Raw genomic sequence first — 16,518 nt, forward strand, 5'->3', positions numbered from 1 at the left:
ATTCTAGTTCTATTATAATATTAATTATAATGAGATGAAACAAAGAAGTAAAAAAAGATAAAATATTTCATTTTTTTCTTAAAAAAGACTTGCATTATTAATTATTATCCAATAAAATGAGTAAGCATGTATATTTTGTGGGAACATCTTTTTTGTTCTATCATTGATACACTGATAGGCGTTGTAAATGTTTACACAAAAAATATGAATAAATTAGGAGGAAAAGTAATGGCTCAAACTAAAATGAGAATTAAATTAAAAGGTTTTGATCATCGTGTGGTTGATCAATCAATTAAAAAAATCATTGAAGCAGCTCAATCCGCAGGAGTACAGGTAAAAGGGCCAATCCCTTTACCAACTGATCGTAATATCATTACTATTTTAAGAGCAACTCATAAATATAAAGATTCAAGAGAACAATTTGAAATGAGAACACATAAAAGAATTATTGATATTATTAATCCTGATGGTCCAAAGGTAATTGACACTTTAAAAAGAGTTCAACTACCAAGTGGTGTGGAAATTGAAATGAAATAAATAACCATTTTCTTAAGTTTAATTTATAGACAAGATATACATGACGTATTTTCAAGGAGGAAAGAAATGAAAGGAATCTTAGGACGCAAAATTGGTATGACACAAATTTTTGCTACCGATGGTAGATTAATACCAGTTACAGTAGTTGAAGTAGAACCAAATGTTGTTTTACGAGTGTTAACAAAAGAACAAAATGGTTATCAAGCGCTTCAATTAGCTGTTGAAGATAAAAGAATTAGCTTGGTTTCAAAACCAGACCAAGGACAATTCAAAAAAGCGAATACAACACCTAAGCGCTTCGTTAAAGAAATCAGAAATATGGATGGTTATAATCCTGGTGATATTATTAAAGCTGATATCTTTACTGCTGGGGAATTCGTTGATGTTACAGGAACTTCAAAAGGGAAAGGATTTACAGGTTCAATTAAAAGACACAACTATTCACGGGGGCCAATGGGACATGGTTCAGGTTATCACCGTGGCGTTGGGTCAATGGGAGCTATTGCCCCAAATCGAATTTTAAAATCTAAAAAAATGCCTGGACATATGGGAACCAAAAAAGTAACAATTCAAAATTTAGAAGTTATTGCAATTGATACTGAAAAAAATGCTTTATTAGTAAAAGGTTCAATTCCAGGTCCCAAAAAACAATTTGTAATTATTAAAGAAGCAATTAAAGGTTTAGAACCAAATACACCAACAGAACTAGTTAAAAGAACTGTTGAAACAAAAACACCAGAACCCAAAATAAAAGAAGAAAAACCAGTTGAAGTAGTTGTTGATGCATCAGTTGATACAACACCAACAGAAGTCACTGATGCACCAGCATCAAAGACAGAATAGTTTTGTAGAAAGGGATTTTAAAATGAAATTACAAGTACTTGATGCGAAGGGAACGAGCGTTAAAGAAATTAGTGTAAATGATGCCATTTGAGGAATTGAGCCACATCAGCAAGCAATGTTTGATGCTGTTATTGCGCAACAAGCCGCAATGCGTCAAGGTACACACAAAACTAAGACAAGAACTGAAGTATCTGGTGGGGGGAAAAAACCTTGAAGACAAAAAGGAACTGGTCGTGCTCGCCAAGGTTCAATTAGAGCACCACAATGAAAAGGAGGAGGGATTGTCTTTGGTCCAACTCCGGAGAAAAATTATTTAAAACATGTCAATAAGAAAGTTAGAAAATTAGCAATTAAATCTGCATTATCATTAAAAGTTCAAGATAAAAACATTATGATAATTGATCAATTTGGAATTGATAAACCTTCAACAAAAGCAATGGTTGAAGTCTTAAATAATTTAAAAGTTAATGGTGAAAAACTATTAATTATTACCACAGAAGGTGATGAAGTTAATTTTAAATCATCACGTAATATCGAAAAAGTAAATATAATTACATCAACTGGTATTAATATTTATGATTTATTAAATGCAAACAAATTATTAGTAACAGAACAAGCAGTAAAAGCAATTGAGGAGGTATACGCATAATGCATATTACAAATGTCATTAAAAAACCAATTTTATCAGAAAAAACATATCGTAATATGGCGAATGGGGTTTATACTTTTGAAGTTGCGCGTACTGCAAACAAAGTTCAAATTAAAAAAGCTTTTGAAAAAATCTTTGAAGTAAAGGTTGAAAAAGTTAATGTTATTAATTATGACCCAAAAGAAAAGAAAATGGGAAAATTTGTTGGAGAGACAACATACGCAAAACGTGCAGTTATTAAATTAAAACCAGGTGAGAAATTAGATTTATTAGGAGAAGATAAATAATTCCAGGATACACTATCTGGGACTGTTTATTGGCGAAATAGGAGGATAAATAACAATGCCAATTAAGAGTTTTAAACCAGTCACACCAAGTCGTCGTAATATGACGTCATTAGATTTTTCCGTGCTGACAACTGACCGCCCGGAAAAATCATTAGTTGAAACTAGGAAAAAACATGCTGGTCGTAATAACCAAGGAGTTATTACAACAAGACATAAAGGTGGCGGCCACAAAGTTAAATATCGTATTATTGACTTTAAACGTAATAAGGATAATATTGTTGGAAAAATTGCAACAATTGAATATGATCCAAATCGTAATGCCTTTATTTGTTTAGTTAATTATGTTGATGGTGAAAAAAGATATATTTTGGCACCAAAAACCATTAAAATTGGAATGCAAATTGTTAGTGGTGAGAAGACGGATATTAAAGTTGGAAACTGCATGAAATTAAAAAACATTCCAGAAGGGACTGTTCTACATAATTTAGAATTACGTCCAGGCAAAGGTGGGCAATTAGCTCGTTCAGCAGGTTCATCAGTGCAATTATTAGGGAAAGATGAAGATGGCAAATATGTCACAATTCGGTTAACATCAGGTGAAGTTCGTAAGGTTTTAGGAGAATGTCGAGCAACAGTTGGTGAAGTTGGAAACGAAGATTATGCCCTAGTAAATTGAGGAAAAGCGGGACGAAACCGTTGACGTGGAATTCGTCCAACTGTTCGTGGGTCAGTTATGAACCCAAATGACCACCCGCATGGTGGGGGAGAAGGTAAAGCTCCAGTTGGGCGAAAAGCACCAATGACACCATGAGGTAAAAAAGCATTAGGGGTCAAAACTCGTAACAAGAAAAAAGCTTCAACTAAATTAATCGTTAGAAGACGTACTAAATAATCTTACTAATTAGGGTCAATCCGACAAATAATAGTTGAAAGTAAAAATCAAAATTAGAGAGATTATATATAGGAGGTAAAACGATGTCACGAAGTCTGAAAAAAGGGCCATTTGTTGATAAACATTTACAAAAAAAAGTTGAAGCGTTGAATGCTGCGAATAAAAAAGAAGTTGTTAAAACTTGATCAAGAAGAAGCGTTATCTTCCCAGAGTTTATTGGTCATACTTTTGCTGTCCACAATGGAAAAGAACATATCCCAGTTTATGTTACCGAAGATATGGTTGGTCATAAATTGGGAGAATTCTCACCAACGAGAAAATTTGGTGGACATGGCGACGATAAGAAGAAGAAAAAATAATTAAATTCAGAAAGTGAGTATTTATATAAATGGATGTAAGAGCAAACTTAAGAAGTATTAGAATATCGCCGCGAAAAGTAAGACTAGTTACCGATTTAATTCGGAATAAAAAAGTGGGAGACGCAATAGTTATTCTTAACAACACAAACAAAAAATCATCAGTTCCAGTTCAAAAATTAGTTAAATCAGCGGTAGCAAATGCTGTTAATAATAATGGATTGGATGCTGATCGCTTATTTATTAAAGAAATCTTCGTTAACGAAGGACCAACATTAAAACGTTTCCGTCCGCGTGCACATGGACGAGCATATGAAATATTGAAGAGAACAAGTCATATCACAGTTACTGTTAGTGATGGGCAACAATAAGAAAGGAAGATAACAAGAGATGGGTCAAAAAGTTAGTCCAACAGGATTACGAGTTGGAGTTATTAAAACGTGAGATTCAAGATGATACGCTGAAAAGCAAGAATATGTCAAATGATTGCATCAAGATATCAAGATTAGAAAAGCTCTAATGAAAGAATTAAAAGGAGCAAGTGTTTCTAAAATTGAAATTGAACGAACAAAAAAAGAAATTGTTATCTTTATTAGAACTGCTCGTGTTGGTGTTGTCTTAGGACAAGAAGGAAAAAACATCGCAAAATTAGTAAAATTAGTACATATTACAATTGGCGATCGTAAAATGGAAGTAAAAATTAATGTTGTTGAAATTAAAAACCCGGACACTGATGCACAATTAGTGGCAAATACCATTGCTGAACAGATTGTTAATCGTGCATCATTTAGAAGTGTACAAAAATTGGCAATTAAAAAAGCAATGAAAGCTGGAGCACAAGGAATTAAAACTTCCGTTTCAGGACGTTTAGGAGGCGTAGATATGGCGCGAACAGAAGGATATACCAAAGGAACCGTCCCATTAGCAACTTTACGTAGTGATATTGATTCTGCTTTAGCAGAAGCTTTAACAACCTATGGCCAAATTGGAGTTAAAGTTTGAATTTGTAAGGGAGAAATCTTAAGCAAAGAATTAGTTTCCACAAGTGATGAAAAACCAAAGTTTGAAAAACGCGATTTTAATCGTTCAAACAATAATCGTCGTGATCAAGCACCAAAATCACATCCTGTTGCTAAGGAGGCAAAATAATGTTATTACCAAAAAGAACAAAATATCGTCGTCCGCATCGTATTAAATATGAAGGAAAAGCAAAAGGAAATACGAAAGTAGATTTTGGAGAATTTGGATTAAAATCACTAGATGGAGCCTGAATTACAAACCGCCAAATTGAAGCAGCGCGGATTGCGATGACACGTTATATGAAACGTTGAGGAAAAGTTTGAATTAGAATTTTTCCTCATATGGCAAAAACAAAAAAACCATTAGAAGTTCGAATGGGTTCAGGAAAAGGTTCACCTGAAGAATGAGTAGCAGTTGTTAAAACAGGAACTGTTATGTTTGAAGTAGCAGGGGTTTCCGAAGAAACTGCCCGTGAAGCATTACGATTAGCAATGCATAAATTACCAGTAAGATGTAAGATTGTTAAAAAAGGAGAAGAGTAAGAGATGAATGATTTAACCAAAAAATCAGTTGAAGAATTGAAAAAACTGGAAGAAGAATCACGTGCTGAATTATTTGCGTTACGATTCCAATCAGCAATGGGGAATTTAGAAAAACCACATCGCATTGGGGAATTAAAAAATCAAATTGCTCGCATTTTAACAATCTTATCTGCTCGTAAAAATTCTGGGGAAAATACAGCAATTAATGTTAAAGTTAATTTAAATGAAACATATGCGAAAATTGAAAAAGAATCACAAGCATTTGCAAAACAACGCAAGGCAAAAATTGAACAAATGATGGCTGAGCAACAAGCTGCTGAAGGAAAAATGGCAAATTTAATGGATTTACCAGTAAATGATGCAATGGATTTAACAGAAGAACAAGCTGTTGTTTCAACACCAACAGGAGAAACAAATGGTCTTGATGAACAAAAAGCACCAGTTGCTGCAAAGAAACCAGCCGCTGCTAAAGATTTTCCTAAGCAAAAAGATGTTGTGGAAGAAAAAACTGCAACTGGAAAACCAGCCGCACCATCTGCTAAAAAAGCACCAGTGGCTAAAAAAGATGTTGCACAAGAAACTAAAACTGATAAGGATGCAGCATTAAAAGCTTTAATTAAAGAAAAAGCTGCGGCAAAGAAACCAGCCGCAAAAAGTAAAACATCAACACCAAGCGGCAAAACAACAGTGACTGTTAAATCAGTTACTTCTGCTAAAGCAGATATTGAAGTACCGAAAGAAACATCAAAACCAGTACCAACAAAGACTGTCAAAAAAGCAGCTGAACTTAATGCAAAAGAAAAATTAGTAGCAATTAAAAGTTCTGTTGCGATGGGTGGTACTGCAAAAGAGCCTGGGTCAGGAGTTAAGATTGATTTAGAATTAAAAGCAAAAGATCCTAACGCAAAAGAATATACTTACGGCACAAATTGAAAAGAAAATCGTGATAAAATTTTAACCGCTAGTAAAACAACAAAAAAAGCCGATGACAAAACAACTAAGAAAGGGACAGGAAAAAAATAATGGAAAGAAATAGTCGTAAAGTCTTACAAGGACGTGTTATTTCAGATAAATCTGAAAAAACAATTACTGTTTTAGTCGAAACATATAAAAATCACCCCTTATATAAAAAACGTGTAAAGTATTCAAAAAAATATTTAGCACACGATGAACAAAATCAAGCCCATATTGGAGATAAAGTAAGCATTATGGAAACGCGTCCTTTATCAAAAACTAAACACTTTCGTTTAATTGAAGTTATTGAAAAAGCAATTGGTTAGTAAGAAGAGGATAATAAAAAAATGATCCAACAAGAATCAAGATTAAAAGTTGCTGATAACTCTGGGGCAAAAGAAGTGTTAGTAATTAAAAATTTGGGTGGTTCATGACGAAAGTTTACTAATATTGGGGATATTGTTGTATGTACAATTAAAAAAGTAACCCCTGGTGGAATTGTTAAAAAAGGACAAGTTGTTAAAGCGATTATCGTGCGTACTAAACGTGGTTTGAAACGAAGTGATGGAACACAAATTCAATTTTCAGAAAATGCTGTTGTATTAATTAAAGATGATAAAAACCCACGAGGAACACGGATTTTTGGGCCAATTGCCCGGGAAGTTAAAGATGCTGGTTTTGTAAAAATTGCATCATTAGCACCAGAAGTATTATAGGAGGCTATATTATGGATAAAGTTAAATTTAAAAAAGGTGACTTAGTGAAAGTTATAGCCGGAAAACACAAAGGAACAGAAGGACCAATCATTCGTGTCTTACGTGAAAAAAGTCGTGTGGTAATCGAAGGAATTACAAATATTAAACATGTAAAACCTTCGCAAGATAACACTGAAGCAGGAATTCAACAAGTTCCCGCTTCAGTTCATATTTCAAATGTTGCATTAATTGATCCAAAAAATAAAAAAGAAATTACTAAAATTAGTTATCAAATTGCTGATAATGGTAAAAAAGTTCGCATTGCTCGTAAATCAAAAGCGCATTTAGCGTAGAAAGGAATAATGATTAATAATGAATGTTAATTTAGAAAAAAAATATAAGAATACAATTGTTAAAGAATTATTCAAAGAGCAAGATTTTCAATCAATAATGCAGGTTCCTGTTGTTAAAAAAATTGTTGTTAACATGGGAGCTGGTGATGCAACACAAAATAGTAAAGTAATTGAAGATATTACAAATCAATTAGCATTAATAACTGGCCTACGACCAGTTGTTACCAAAGCTAAAGGTTCAATTGCTTCCTTTAAATTACGTGAAGGAATGCCAATTGGAGCAAAAGTTACTTTACGTGGGAAAAAAATGTATCAGTTTTTAGACAAACTAATTAACATTGCTTTACCACGAGTAAGAGATTTCCGTGGGCTTAATAAAGATGCCTTTGATGGGCGTGGAAATTATACCCTAGGAATCAAAGAACAAATTATTTTCCCTGAAATTGACTATGATAAAGTTAAAAGAGTACGGGGAATGGATATTACAATTGTCACAAGTGCAACTAATGATGCTGATGCTCGAACATTATTAAACAAAATGGGAATGCCATTTAAAAAATAGGAGGAAAGAAGATATGGCCAAAAAATCATTAAAAGTTAAACAACAATGCCATCCAAAATTCAAGGTAAGAGGTTATACTCGATGTGGAAACTGTGGGCGACCTCATGCTGTGTTACGTAAATTTGATTTATGTCGTTTATGCTTTAGAAATTTAGCAAGTAAAGGACAAATTCCTGGGGTTAGAAAAGCTTCATGATAGAAAGAGAGACTAATTAATTATGATGATTGATACAATCGCTGATATGCTAACAAGAATTCGCAATGCTAATCAACGTTTACACAGAAGTGTAAAAATGCCATCAAGTAAAATGAAAGTAAGAATTGCTGAGATTTTGAAAGAAGAAGGCTATGTCGAAGATTTTAAAGTATCAGGGGATATTAAAAAAGACTTAACGTTAACTTTAAAGTATAAAGGTAAAACAAAAGTTATTTCAGGATTAAAACGAATCTCAAAACCAGGTTTAAGAGTTTATGTAACCGTTGAAAAAGTACCTCAAGTTTTAAATGGGATGGGAATTGCAATTATTTCAACAAACCAAGGAATTATGACAGACAAAACAGCAAGACAAGCTCACTTAGGTGGGGAAGTTATTGCTTATGTGTGATAGAAATATTTAAAGGAGAGCAAAAAAATGTCTCGAATTGGTAATAGAGAGTTAAAAATTCCAGTTGGTCTTGAAGTAACAATTCAACCAAATAATGTTATTGTAAAAGGCGTAAAAGGACAATTAGAACAAACAATTCCAAGTGTTATTACTGTTGTCGCCAAAGAAGGTGTTGTGACAACAACTAGAGCAAATGATGTGAAACATAGTAAGCAATTACATGGCACAATTAATTCTTTAATTCAAGGAATGTTAGAAGGTGTCAGCAAAGGTTTCAAAAAAGAATTAGAAATTAATGGAGTAGGGTATCGTGCGGCGTTAGTTGGTGATAAGTTAACGTTAAGTTTAGGATATTCACATCCAGTTGAATATAAAATTCCGCAAGGAATTACAATTACACTTCCAAAGCCAACACAAATTATTGTGGAAGGAATTTCAAAACAATTAGTTGGTGAAGTAGCTGCAAACATCAGAAATTATCGTAAACCAGAACCTTACAAAGGTAAAGGAGTTAAATACAAAAACGAACACATTATCCGTAAAGAAGGAAAATCTGCTGGTAAATAGCAGAAGAAAGGAATATCAACAATGGCAAATTTACAAAGTCAAAGCCGTAGTGCAAAACGAAAAAGAAGACATTTTCGTGTTCGTGCCAAAATTAATGGTACAACAGCTGCTCCTCGTTTAAATGTGTTTAAATCAAATGGGCATTTTTATGCCCAATTAATTGATGATGTGAAGCAAAAAACAATTGTTGCAGCCTCAACATTAAAAATGGCTGGTTTAAAATCAAGAAGCAATATCGCTGCGGCAGAAAAAGTTGGCACTGAAATTGCAAAAAAAGCACTTGAAAAAAAAGTTACAACGGTAGTATTTGATCGTGGTGGATATTTATACCATGGAAAAGTAAAAGCATTTGCAGAGGCTGCTCGTAAAGCAGGATTGAAATTTTAAAAGGAGCAATAAGAAGATATGGCAGAGAATAAAACAGATTTAAAACCAAATACAGGAAACCCAGTTCATCCAGCAGCAAAAAGAGAAGGGCCACAACATAATCCTCGTCAAGGCAATCAACGTTTTGAGCGTAATGATCGCCGTGGCGATGAAAATATGTTTGAAGAAAAAGTCGTAACAATTCGTCGTGTTACTAAAGTAACAAAAGGAGGACGTCATTTCCGCTTTGCGGCAGTTGTTGTGATTGGTGATAAAAAAGGTCGTGTTGGTTTTGGGACTGGGAAAGCAAACGAAGTTCCTGATGCAATCAAAAAAGCAATTAAAGAGGCAAAAAAACAATTAGTAAAAGTGCCACTAGTGGGAACAACTGTTCCGCATGAAGTTATTGGTCATTTTGGAGCAGGAAAAGTATTAATTAAACCAGCTCGCAAAGGGACAGGAGTTATTGCTGGAGGGCCAATCCGAGTTGTGATTGAATTAGCAGGTTTAGCAGATGTTTATACAAAATCATTAGGATCAAATACCCCAATTAATATGATTCGTGCAACATTAGATGGTTTAAGTAATTTACGAACAATTGATCAAATTGCAAAATTACGTGGTAAAACCGTAGAAGAGTTACAAGGATAAGAGGACAGAACAATGAAATTAAACGAATTACAGTATACTGATGGAGCCCGTCATAGTAAGAAACGACTAGGACGAGGAACTTCATCAGGATTAGGAAAAACAGCTGGTAAGGGACATAAAGGGCAAAATTCCCGCACAGGTGGGGGTGTTCGCCCTGGATTTGAAGGGGGACAAACCCCAATATTCCGTCGTTTACCAAAGGTTGGTTTTACTAATTTAACAACCAAAAAATATATCTTGTTAAACTTAAGTGATTTGGAAAAGTTAGGATTAAATGAAATTAACCATCAAACATTAGTTGCCAAAAAAGTGCTAAAAAATGAAAAAGAATTAATTAAAATTTTAGGTAATGGTACAATATCTAAGAGTGTTAATGTTAAAGTTAACAAAGTTTCGCAAACTGCAAAAACAGCAATTGAAAAAGCTGGAGGAAAAGTGGAGGTAATATAGTGAAAACTAAAGCGAAAAAAAGAAAAACAACTCGCCGTAATCGTGAGGTTGATATTGTTAAATCATCAAATTTTTTTGTTAAAAATAAAGATTTGATTAAACGAATTGGCTTTACTTTATTAATTTTAGTTTTAATTCGTTTGGGTAGTTATTTAACAGTTCCAGGCGTAAAAATTTCACCTAACTTTCAAGATTTATCAAACAATGATCAGTTCTTTAGTTTGATTTCGATGTTAGGGGGAGGAACACTTGGAAAGTTTTCAATTTTAGCTTTAGGAGTATCACCTTATATTACTGCATCTATTATTGTGCAGTTATTATCAACCGATGTAATTCCGCCCTTATCACGCTGAGCAAAAACTGGTGAACGTGGGCGGAAAAAATTAGATCGTTTAACAAAATGATTAACAATTCCGTTTGCAATTATGCAAGGAATTGCCACAATTTTTACTATGACAAACCAAGGCATTATTTCTCCAAAATGAGATTCATCTGATTTTGGAACTGGAAGTCCAATCTTTTATTATACATTAGTTCCGACAGCCTTAATTGCAGGAACAATGTTAATGCTTTGATTAGCTGATCAAATGACAATTAGAGGGATTGGTAATGGGGTCTCATTAATTATTTTTGCTGGAATTGTTGCGCAATTACCAAATAATTTACAAACAACCTTTAAATTCTGAATTTCAGCACAAGAAGATATTAACTTATTATTTGATGGAATTTTAAAATTCTTAGTGTATGTCGTAATGTTCTTATTGGTTGTTTTATTTGTTGTAATGTTAAATGAATCAGAACGTAAATTGCCAATTCAGCAGACAGGAAGTGGTTTAGTATCAGGAAATGAAGAAAACCGCCCCTTCTTACCATTAAAAATTAATTCCGCCGGAGTTATTCCCGTAATTTTTGCCTCGGCATTAATTTCAGCCCCAATTACTGTTGCACAAATTATTAGTGTAAGTAATCCAAATAATGGTTTTGTGCAATTTACAAATAATTATTTATTGTTTAGTACATGACCAGGAATTATTATTTATGCAATTTTAACAATTTTATTTACTTTCCTATATTCACAAGTACAAATGAATCCTGAAAAAATTGCTGAGAATTTTCAGAAGGCCGGAACTTTTATTCCTGGCGTTCGCCCTGGGAAAGAAACGGAAAAATACATTAAAGGAACAATCAACCGTTTAAGTATTTTAGGATCAGTCTTTTTAGCAGCAATTGCGATTTTACCCTATGTGATTAGTAAATTAACAGCTTTACCAAGTGCATTAGCAATTGGAGGAACAGGGTTAATTATTATGGTATCAGTAGCATTAGAAACAATGCGTCAAGTTAAAGGGCGAATTACGCAACAAGCGTTTATTGATAAAAAATCACAACAATTAACTGATGATACTAAAGATTCATATTTATGATAGAAAGCCAGAGGAAAGTTAATGCGAAATTTTATTTTGTTAGGAGCTCCTGGAAGTGGAAAAGGAACCCAATCAGACCATTTAGTCAAAAAGTTTGGTTTTACTCATATTTCAACTGGCAATATTATTCGAGATAATATTAAGCAAAAAACACCATTAGGTATTTTGTGTCAACAGTATGCTGACCAGGGAAAATTAGTTCCGGATGATATTATGATTCAAATGGTTGAAAACCATTTACAAATAGTAAGGGGTGATTTAATTTGAGATGGTTTTCCACGCACAATTGCACAAGCAAAAAAATTAGATCAATTATTGCAAAAACTAAATAGCAAAGTTGACCATACGTTATATTTTGAAATTGATGAAGCAAAGTTAATCGAACGAATTATGGGACGTTTAACTTGTCCAACTTGTGGGCGAACATATCATAAAACAGCATTGCCACCAAAAGTAGCATGAGTTTGTGATGATGATCAAACCCCATTAGTACAACGAAAAGATGATAACGAAGAAAAAATTAAAATTAGATTAGCGGCATATCATGCTGATACTGCACCGTTAATTGAATATTATTTAAATCAGCAAGTATTAACCGTTATTGATGCTGATATGGAAGGACATGCTGTTTGAGATCAAATTATGGCAGTTTTAAAATAACGGAGATTGGAGGTAATAGATAAAATGGCCAAAACTAATTTATTAGAAGTACAAGGAACAATTTTAGAAGTATTACCAAATACAATGTTTAAGGTGCAATTAGAAAATGGCGCAACTATTTTAGCTCACGTTTCGGGTAAAATCCGAATGAATTACATTCGCATTTTACCCGGCGATACAGTAGTTGTGGAAATGTCACTTTATGACTTAGAACGTGGGCGTATTGTTTTTAGACATAAATAAACAAAATAACAAAAATTTTGGTAAAGGAGTATACACGATGAAAGTAAGATCATCAGTTAAAAAAATCTGCGACAAATGTCGTGTAATTAGAAGAAAAGAGCGTGTGATGATAATTTGTTCACAGCCAAAACATAAACAACGACAAGGTTAAAAAGGGAGGAAAATAAAATGGCACGTATTGGCGGAGTAGATATTCCAAATGATAAGCGCGCAGTAATTGCGTTAACATATATTTATGGAATTGGAAAACCACAATCACAACAAATTTTAAAAGAAGCAAAAATATCAGAAGATATTCGTGTTAAAGATTTATCAGAAGATGAATTAACAACAATTAGAAATGAAATTGCCAAATTAAAAATCGAAGGAGACTTACGACGTGAAGTTGCCTTGAATATTAAACGTTTAATGGAAATTGGTAGTTATCGTGGAATGCGTCATCGTAAAAGTTTGCCTGCACGCGGACAGTCGTCAAAGCAAAATGCGCGAACAGTTAAAGGACCACGTAAAACAGTTGCTAATAAGAAAAAATAGTAGATAAGGAGAACAATTATGGCTGTTAGAAAAAAAACGAATAAGAAAAAAGTTAAAAAAAATGTCCTAAAAGGAATTGCACATATTCATTCAACTTTCAATAATACAATTGTTACTCTTTCTGATGAAGCGGGTAATGTCATTTCATGAGCATCAGCAGGGGCAATGGGTTTTAAAGGAAGCAAAAAGTCAACTCCTTATGCTGCTCAAATGGTTGCTGAAGCAGCTGGGAAAGCAAGCCAAGAACACGGAATGAGTAGTGTTCAAGTTGAAGTAAAAGGGCCAGGCCCAGGGCGTGATGCTGCGGTACGGAGCATTCAAACAATTGGATTAGAAATCACTTCAATTAAAGATGTAACTCCAATTCCTCACAATGGGGCACGCCCACCAAAAAGACCAAGAGGATAGGAGAAAGATTAGGCGATGAAACAATTTATTAGACCAGAATTTAAATTACAAGCAGAAGATAAAGCCAATAATTACGGAAAATTTTTAGTTGAACCATTAGAACGAGGATTTGGTGTAACATTAGGAAATGCGATACGTCGAACATTACTATCAGCAACACCAGGAGCCGCCGTTTTTGCTGTTCGAATTAAAGGTGCCTCGCATGAATTTACTGCTATTCCTGGTGTTGTTGAACATGTTACAAAAATAATTTTAAATATTAAAAATTTAGTATTAAAAATTAATCAAGATATTATTCCCGATGGAGAATCGGTAATTTTAAAAGTTGTTTCTTCAAAAGAAGGAGAAATTTACGCAAGAGATTTAGTTGTCCCAACGGGAGTAGAAGTTATTAATGGTGATTTATTATTAGCAACAATTGCTAAAGGTGGAGAATTAGATTTAGAGTTACATGCTCGTAATTCACGTGGGTATAAATCATTTACAGATAATAAAAAAGAAAAAAAATATGCTGATTTAATTGTCATTGATTCAAACTATTGTCCAATTCAGCGTGTGGCATATAATGTTGAGCCAACAAAGGTTGGAAAAAATGCTGACTTAGAAAAATTAGAATTAGAAATTCAAACTGATAGTTCAATTACGCCAGTTAATGCTGTTGCAATGGCAGCAAAAGTTATTACTGAGCATTTAGAATTCTTTGTTAACTTGAATGAAGCAATTAAAGCAACCCAAATTATTTCATCGGAAGCAGAGGCTGAAGAAGATGAATTAGAGCGTAGCATTGATGAACTAGAATTTACGCAACGTTCACAAAATTGTTTAAAAAGAGCAAAAATTGATACCTTGCGTGATTTAGTTTCAAAATCAGAAGATGAAATTCAAGAAATTAGAAACTTAGGGAAAAAATCATTAACAGAAATTAAAGATAAAGTGGCCCAATTAGGTTTAAACTTTCGACGTGATTAAGAGAGGTGAAATAGGATGTCCTATCAACAAAAAAGAGGGAAAAATACTGCATGAAGAAATGGCTTAATGCGTAATTTAGCAACCGAGTTAATTATTAATGAACGTTTAGAAGTAACAGAAACACGGGCAAAAGAACTACGCCGCCATGTTGATAAATTAGTTACATTAGGGAAACGACAAGATTTACATGCTCGTCGTCGTGCTGCTAGTTTTTTACGTGATATTGTTGCAAATGAAAAAGAAACTGCATTACAAAAATTATTTAATGGTATTGCCAAAAAATATAAAACTCGTAATGGTGGCTATACACGCATTTTAAAATTAGATAATCGTAAAGGAGATAATGCTCCAATGGTGATTATTGAATTAGTCTAAACCAAAAAAACTAACTGTTATATCGTTAGTTTTTTTCTTTTTATGATAAAATAAAATCTGAAAGGAATTTAACGATGATTACAATTAAAACAGACCAAGAAATTGAATATATGCGCAAAGCTTGCACAACATTAAAACAAATTGACCAAGAATTAAAAGCGATGATTAAACCAGGAATGACAGGCATTATGCTTAATCATCGCGCAGAAGAAATTATTCGAGCAAATAATTGCAAACCAAATTTTAAAGGTTTATATGGTTTTCCAGCTGCAATTTGTGTTTCTTTAAATGAAGTTTTAGTTCATGGAATTCCAAATCATACGCCATTTATGGAGGGTGACCTTGTTTCTGTCGATGCAGGCTGTTCATATGAAGGTTATAATAGTGATGGGGCTTTTACTGTAATTGTTGGTAAACCGCGAACAGCAGAACATGTGAAGTTATTAACTGTTACTGAAACAGCCTTAGCAAAAGCAACTGCAATTTTAAAACCAGGAGTGCGAATTGGTGATATTGGTGAAACAATTCAAACATATGTTGAAGGAGAAGGTTTTTTCTTGCCAACTGAATTTACCGGCCATGGGATTGGGCAAGAATTACATGAAGATCCAATGATTCCTAATGTTGGAACAGCAGGCGTCGGAATGCGCTTACAAGCTGGAATGACAATTTGTATTGAACCAATGGTTCAAATTGGAACTAAAGCAATTAAAATGTTAGATGATAATTGAACGCCAGTGTCAGCTTTGCACTTATGCAGTGCGCATTTTGAAGATACCATTTTAATTACACCAACTGGATATGAAGTTTTAACTTAAATTTTCTTGTTAATAAATTGAAAAATCGGTAATTATTGTGTATCATAAATAAATAGGGCTTTATGTTTAACATGAAGGGAGATATTATGCGATTTAAACAAAGAAATTGAGTTTGAAAAATTAATATTTTTGGCAAACATATTAAAGTTGGAGCAGGGAAAAGAAATCCGTTTGATTATGCCCGAGTTAAAAAAATGACACGAGAATTAACAAAAAAACAACGATTAGAAGCAAAAACAAATAAAAATAATAACTATCAATTTTAAAAAACCATACTAAGAAAGTATGGTTTTTTAAATTATTTATTAAAATGATAACTATTTTTAATTTTTTGATAAATCATTGTTTTGCAATCTTAATCAAGAAATCCAATAAAAGTAAAAACACCAACAAAATGATAACCAATGCCGATTTTTTTTCATTTAATTTTGCAAAAGTAATTAATAAAATAGTAAATTTAAGTTCAATCATCTGACATATAATTTGCATACCCCTTTTAATTGCTAATTCTTTTTGCTGCAGAGGAACAATATTAGGAAATCAAACTTGCTGATAGTGATTAATATTATAACCACTTGTTAAAGTTGAAAGATGATTTTCATCAGTAAACAAGGTGCTTAAGACATCAAAAATTGTCTGAAATATTATTTGATCATCAGTTGTAATTCCTTTTTGTTGTAAAATTTTTTGTAATGTTTCATTTGGCATTTGAGGAATCCTTCTTTTTAAACTTGTCAATTATTTTACTTTTCTAATAT

The 16,518-nt window shown here is 33.1% G+C and carries 31 protein-coding genes; 30 read left to right on the plus strand and 1 reads right to left on the minus strand.

From position 1 onward, the window contains the following. Nucleotides 1–228: 228 nt before the first annotated feature. The 30 genes from rpsJ (at nt 229) to SCITRI_RS01705 (ending at nt 16,026) form a co-directional block, all read left to right on the plus strand. Complete coding sequence (gene rpsJ, locus SCITRI_RS01560; RefSeq protein WP_071938046.1) at nt 229–537, plus strand: 30S ribosomal protein S10; 309 nt, start codon at nt 229–231, stop codon at nt 535–537. Between the two features lie 66 nt (nt 538–603). Next, entirely contained in the window at nt 604–1,380 is a 777-nt protein-coding gene (rplC, locus tag SCITRI_RS01565; RefSeq protein WP_071936944.1) for a 50S ribosomal protein L3, read from the plus strand. Nucleotides 1,381–1,402: 22 nt separating this feature from the next. Next, nucleotides 1,403–2,029 (plus strand): 50S ribosomal protein L4, encoded by a 627-nt coding sequence (gene rplD, locus SCITRI_RS01570; RefSeq protein ID WP_071936945.1) that lies wholly within the window; start codon nt 1,403–1,405, stop codon nt 2,027–2,029. Then, entirely contained in the window at nt 2,029–2,316 is a 288-nt protein-coding gene (gene rplW, locus SCITRI_RS01575; RefSeq protein ID WP_071936946.1) for a 50S ribosomal protein L23, read from the plus strand. The genes rplD and rplW overlap by 1 nt, the downstream gene beginning before the upstream one ends. Before the next feature lie 55 nt (nt 2,317–2,371). Continuing rightward, nucleotides 2,372–3,208 carry a 50S ribosomal protein L2 gene (rplB, locus tag SCITRI_RS01580; protein WP_071936947.1) on the plus strand — a complete coding sequence of 279 codons (837 nt, stop codon included), beginning with the start codon at nt 2,372–2,374 and terminating at the stop codon, nt 3,206–3,208. A gap of 83 nt (nt 3,209–3,291) precedes the next feature. Further along, on the plus strand, nt 3,292–3,567 hold the full coding sequence (gene rpsS / locus SCITRI_RS01585) for a 30S ribosomal protein S19 (RefSeq protein WP_004028426.1): 276 nt from the start codon (nt 3,292–3,294) through the stop codon (nt 3,565–3,567). Between the two features lie 29 nt (nt 3,568–3,596). Beyond that, nucleotides 3,597–3,935, plus strand: a complete 339-nt coding sequence (rplV, locus tag SCITRI_RS01590; RefSeq protein ID WP_004028427.1) for a 50S ribosomal protein L22 — start codon at nt 3,597–3,599, stop codon at nt 3,933–3,935. Between the two features lie 19 nt (nt 3,936–3,954). Beyond that, the gene (rpsC, locus tag SCITRI_RS01595; RefSeq protein WP_071936948.1) at nt 3,955–4,713 is read left to right on the plus strand and encodes a 30S ribosomal protein S3; all 759 of its coding nucleotides are present in this window, start codon (nt 3,955–3,957) and stop codon (nt 4,711–4,713) included. Then, nucleotides 4,713–5,126 carry a 50S ribosomal protein L16 gene (gene rplP, locus SCITRI_RS01600; RefSeq protein ID WP_004028429.1) on the plus strand — a complete coding sequence of 138 codons (414 nt, stop codon included), beginning with the start codon at nt 4,713–4,715 and terminating at the stop codon, nt 5,124–5,126. The genes rpsC and rplP overlap by 1 nt, the downstream gene beginning before the upstream one ends. A 3-nt stretch (nt 5,127–5,129) precedes the next feature. Then, the gene (gene rpmC, locus SCITRI_RS12410) at nt 5,130–6,149 is read left to right on the plus strand and encodes a 50S ribosomal protein L29 (protein ID WP_071936949.1); all 1,020 of its coding nucleotides are present in this window, start codon (nt 5,130–5,132) and stop codon (nt 6,147–6,149) included. Further along, entirely contained in the window at nt 6,146–6,406 is a 261-nt protein-coding gene (gene rpsQ / locus SCITRI_RS01610) for a 30S ribosomal protein S17 (RefSeq protein WP_037551401.1), read from the plus strand. The genes rpmC and rpsQ overlap by 4 nt, the downstream gene beginning before the upstream one ends. Before the next feature lie 21 nt (nt 6,407–6,427). After that, on the plus strand, nt 6,428–6,796 hold the full coding sequence (gene rplN / locus SCITRI_RS01615) for a 50S ribosomal protein L14 (protein WP_071936950.1): 369 nt from the start codon (nt 6,428–6,430) through the stop codon (nt 6,794–6,796). An 11-nt stretch (nt 6,797–6,807) separates the two neighbouring features. Beyond that, a complete protein-coding gene (gene rplX / locus SCITRI_RS01620) occupies nt 6,808–7,128 on the plus strand; it encodes a 50S ribosomal protein L24 (protein ID WP_071936951.1) in 321 nt (106 codons plus the stop codon). Between the two features lie 19 nt (nt 7,129–7,147). Beyond that, nucleotides 7,148–7,690 carry a 50S ribosomal protein L5 gene (rplE, locus tag SCITRI_RS01625; protein WP_071936952.1) on the plus strand — a complete coding sequence of 181 codons (543 nt, stop codon included), beginning with the start codon at nt 7,148–7,150 and terminating at the stop codon, nt 7,688–7,690. A gap of 13 nt (nt 7,691–7,703) precedes the next feature. Then, nucleotides 7,704–7,889, plus strand: coding sequence for a type Z 30S ribosomal protein S14 (locus SCITRI_RS01630; protein WP_004028437.1), 186 nt, complete (start codon nt 7,704–7,706; stop codon nt 7,887–7,889). A 19-nt stretch (nt 7,890–7,908) separates the two neighbouring features. Then, nucleotides 7,909–8,298, plus strand: coding sequence for a 30S ribosomal protein S8 (rpsH, locus tag SCITRI_RS01635; protein WP_071936953.1), 390 nt, complete (start codon nt 7,909–7,911; stop codon nt 8,296–8,298). 24 nt (nt 8,299–8,322) lie between these two features. Continuing rightward, entirely contained in the window at nt 8,323–8,862 is a 540-nt protein-coding gene (rplF, locus tag SCITRI_RS01640) for a 50S ribosomal protein L6 (protein ID WP_071936954.1), read from the plus strand. Between the two features lie 21 nt (nt 8,863–8,883). Further along, the gene (rplR, locus tag SCITRI_RS01645; RefSeq protein ID WP_071936955.1) at nt 8,884–9,249 is read left to right on the plus strand and encodes a 50S ribosomal protein L18; all 366 of its coding nucleotides are present in this window, start codon (nt 8,884–8,886) and stop codon (nt 9,247–9,249) included. A 156-nt stretch (nt 9,250–9,405) separates the two neighbouring features. Then, nucleotides 9,406–9,879, plus strand: a complete 474-nt coding sequence (gene rpsE / locus SCITRI_RS01650) for a 30S ribosomal protein S5 (protein WP_162302579.1) — start codon at nt 9,406–9,408, stop codon at nt 9,877–9,879. A gap of 12 nt (nt 9,880–9,891) precedes the next feature. Then, entirely contained in the window at nt 9,892–10,329 is a 438-nt protein-coding gene (rplO, locus tag SCITRI_RS01655; protein ID WP_071936957.1) for a 50S ribosomal protein L15, read from the plus strand. Then, complete coding sequence (gene secY / locus SCITRI_RS01660; protein ID WP_071936958.1) at nt 10,329–11,756, plus strand: preprotein translocase subunit SecY; 1,428 nt, start codon at nt 10,329–10,331, stop codon at nt 11,754–11,756. Before rplO ends, secY begins: the two co-directional genes overlap by 1 nt. Before the next feature lie 18 nt (nt 11,757–11,774). Next, nucleotides 11,775–12,413 (plus strand): adenylate kinase, encoded by a 639-nt coding sequence (locus SCITRI_RS01665; RefSeq protein ID WP_071936959.1) that lies wholly within the window; start codon nt 11,775–11,777, stop codon nt 12,411–12,413. Between the two features lie 24 nt (nt 12,414–12,437). Further along, a complete protein-coding gene (infA, locus tag SCITRI_RS01670) occupies nt 12,438–12,656 on the plus strand; it encodes a translation initiation factor IF-1 (RefSeq protein ID WP_071936960.1) in 219 nt (72 codons plus the stop codon). A gap of 37 nt (nt 12,657–12,693) precedes the next feature. Next, a complete protein-coding gene (rpmJ, locus tag SCITRI_RS01675; RefSeq protein ID WP_071938047.1) occupies nt 12,694–12,807 on the plus strand; it encodes a 50S ribosomal protein L36 in 114 nt (37 codons plus the stop codon). A 17-nt stretch (nt 12,808–12,824) separates the two neighbouring features. Continuing rightward, nucleotides 12,825–13,190: a 30S ribosomal protein S13 gene (gene rpsM, locus SCITRI_RS01680; protein ID WP_071936961.1), complete on the plus strand. Its 366-nt coding sequence runs from the start codon at nt 12,825–12,827 to the stop codon at nt 13,188–13,190. An 18-nt stretch (nt 13,191–13,208) separates the two neighbouring features. After that, entirely contained in the window at nt 13,209–13,598 is a 390-nt protein-coding gene (rpsK, locus tag SCITRI_RS01685) for a 30S ribosomal protein S11 (RefSeq protein ID WP_071936962.1), read from the plus strand. A 15-nt stretch (nt 13,599–13,613) separates the two neighbouring features. Next, nucleotides 13,614–14,567, plus strand: a complete 954-nt coding sequence (locus SCITRI_RS01690; RefSeq protein ID WP_071936963.1) for a DNA-directed RNA polymerase subunit alpha — start codon at nt 13,614–13,616, stop codon at nt 14,565–14,567. 15 nt (nt 14,568–14,582) lie between these two features. After that, on the plus strand, nt 14,583–14,942 hold the full coding sequence (gene rplQ, locus SCITRI_RS01695; RefSeq protein ID WP_071936964.1) for a 50S ribosomal protein L17: 360 nt from the start codon (nt 14,583–14,585) through the stop codon (nt 14,940–14,942). 74 nt (nt 14,943–15,016) lie between these two features. Then, nucleotides 15,017–15,760: a type I methionyl aminopeptidase gene (map, locus tag SCITRI_RS01700; protein WP_071936965.1), complete on the plus strand. Its 744-nt coding sequence runs from the start codon at nt 15,017–15,019 to the stop codon at nt 15,758–15,760. Nucleotides 15,761–15,846: 86 nt separating this feature from the next. Continuing rightward, nucleotides 15,847–16,026 (plus strand): hypothetical protein, encoded by a 180-nt coding sequence (locus SCITRI_RS01705; RefSeq protein WP_071938048.1) that lies wholly within the window; start codon nt 15,847–15,849, stop codon nt 16,024–16,026. On the opposite strand, the gene SCITRI_RS12270 is transcribed toward SCITRI_RS01705, so the two are convergent. Continuing rightward, entirely contained in the window at nt 15,947–16,468 is a 522-nt protein-coding gene (locus SCITRI_RS12270) for a hypothetical protein (RefSeq protein ID WP_334199016.1), read from the minus strand. The two genes, SCITRI_RS01705 and SCITRI_RS12270, sit on opposite strands and share 80 nt — an antisense overlap. Nucleotides 16,469–16,518 lie beyond the last annotated feature (50 nt).

It is taken from the genome of Spiroplasma citri, from assembly GCF_001886855.1.
Classification (GTDB): Bacteria; Bacillota_I; Bacilli_A; order Mycoplasmatales; family Mycoplasmataceae; genus Spiroplasma; species Spiroplasma citri.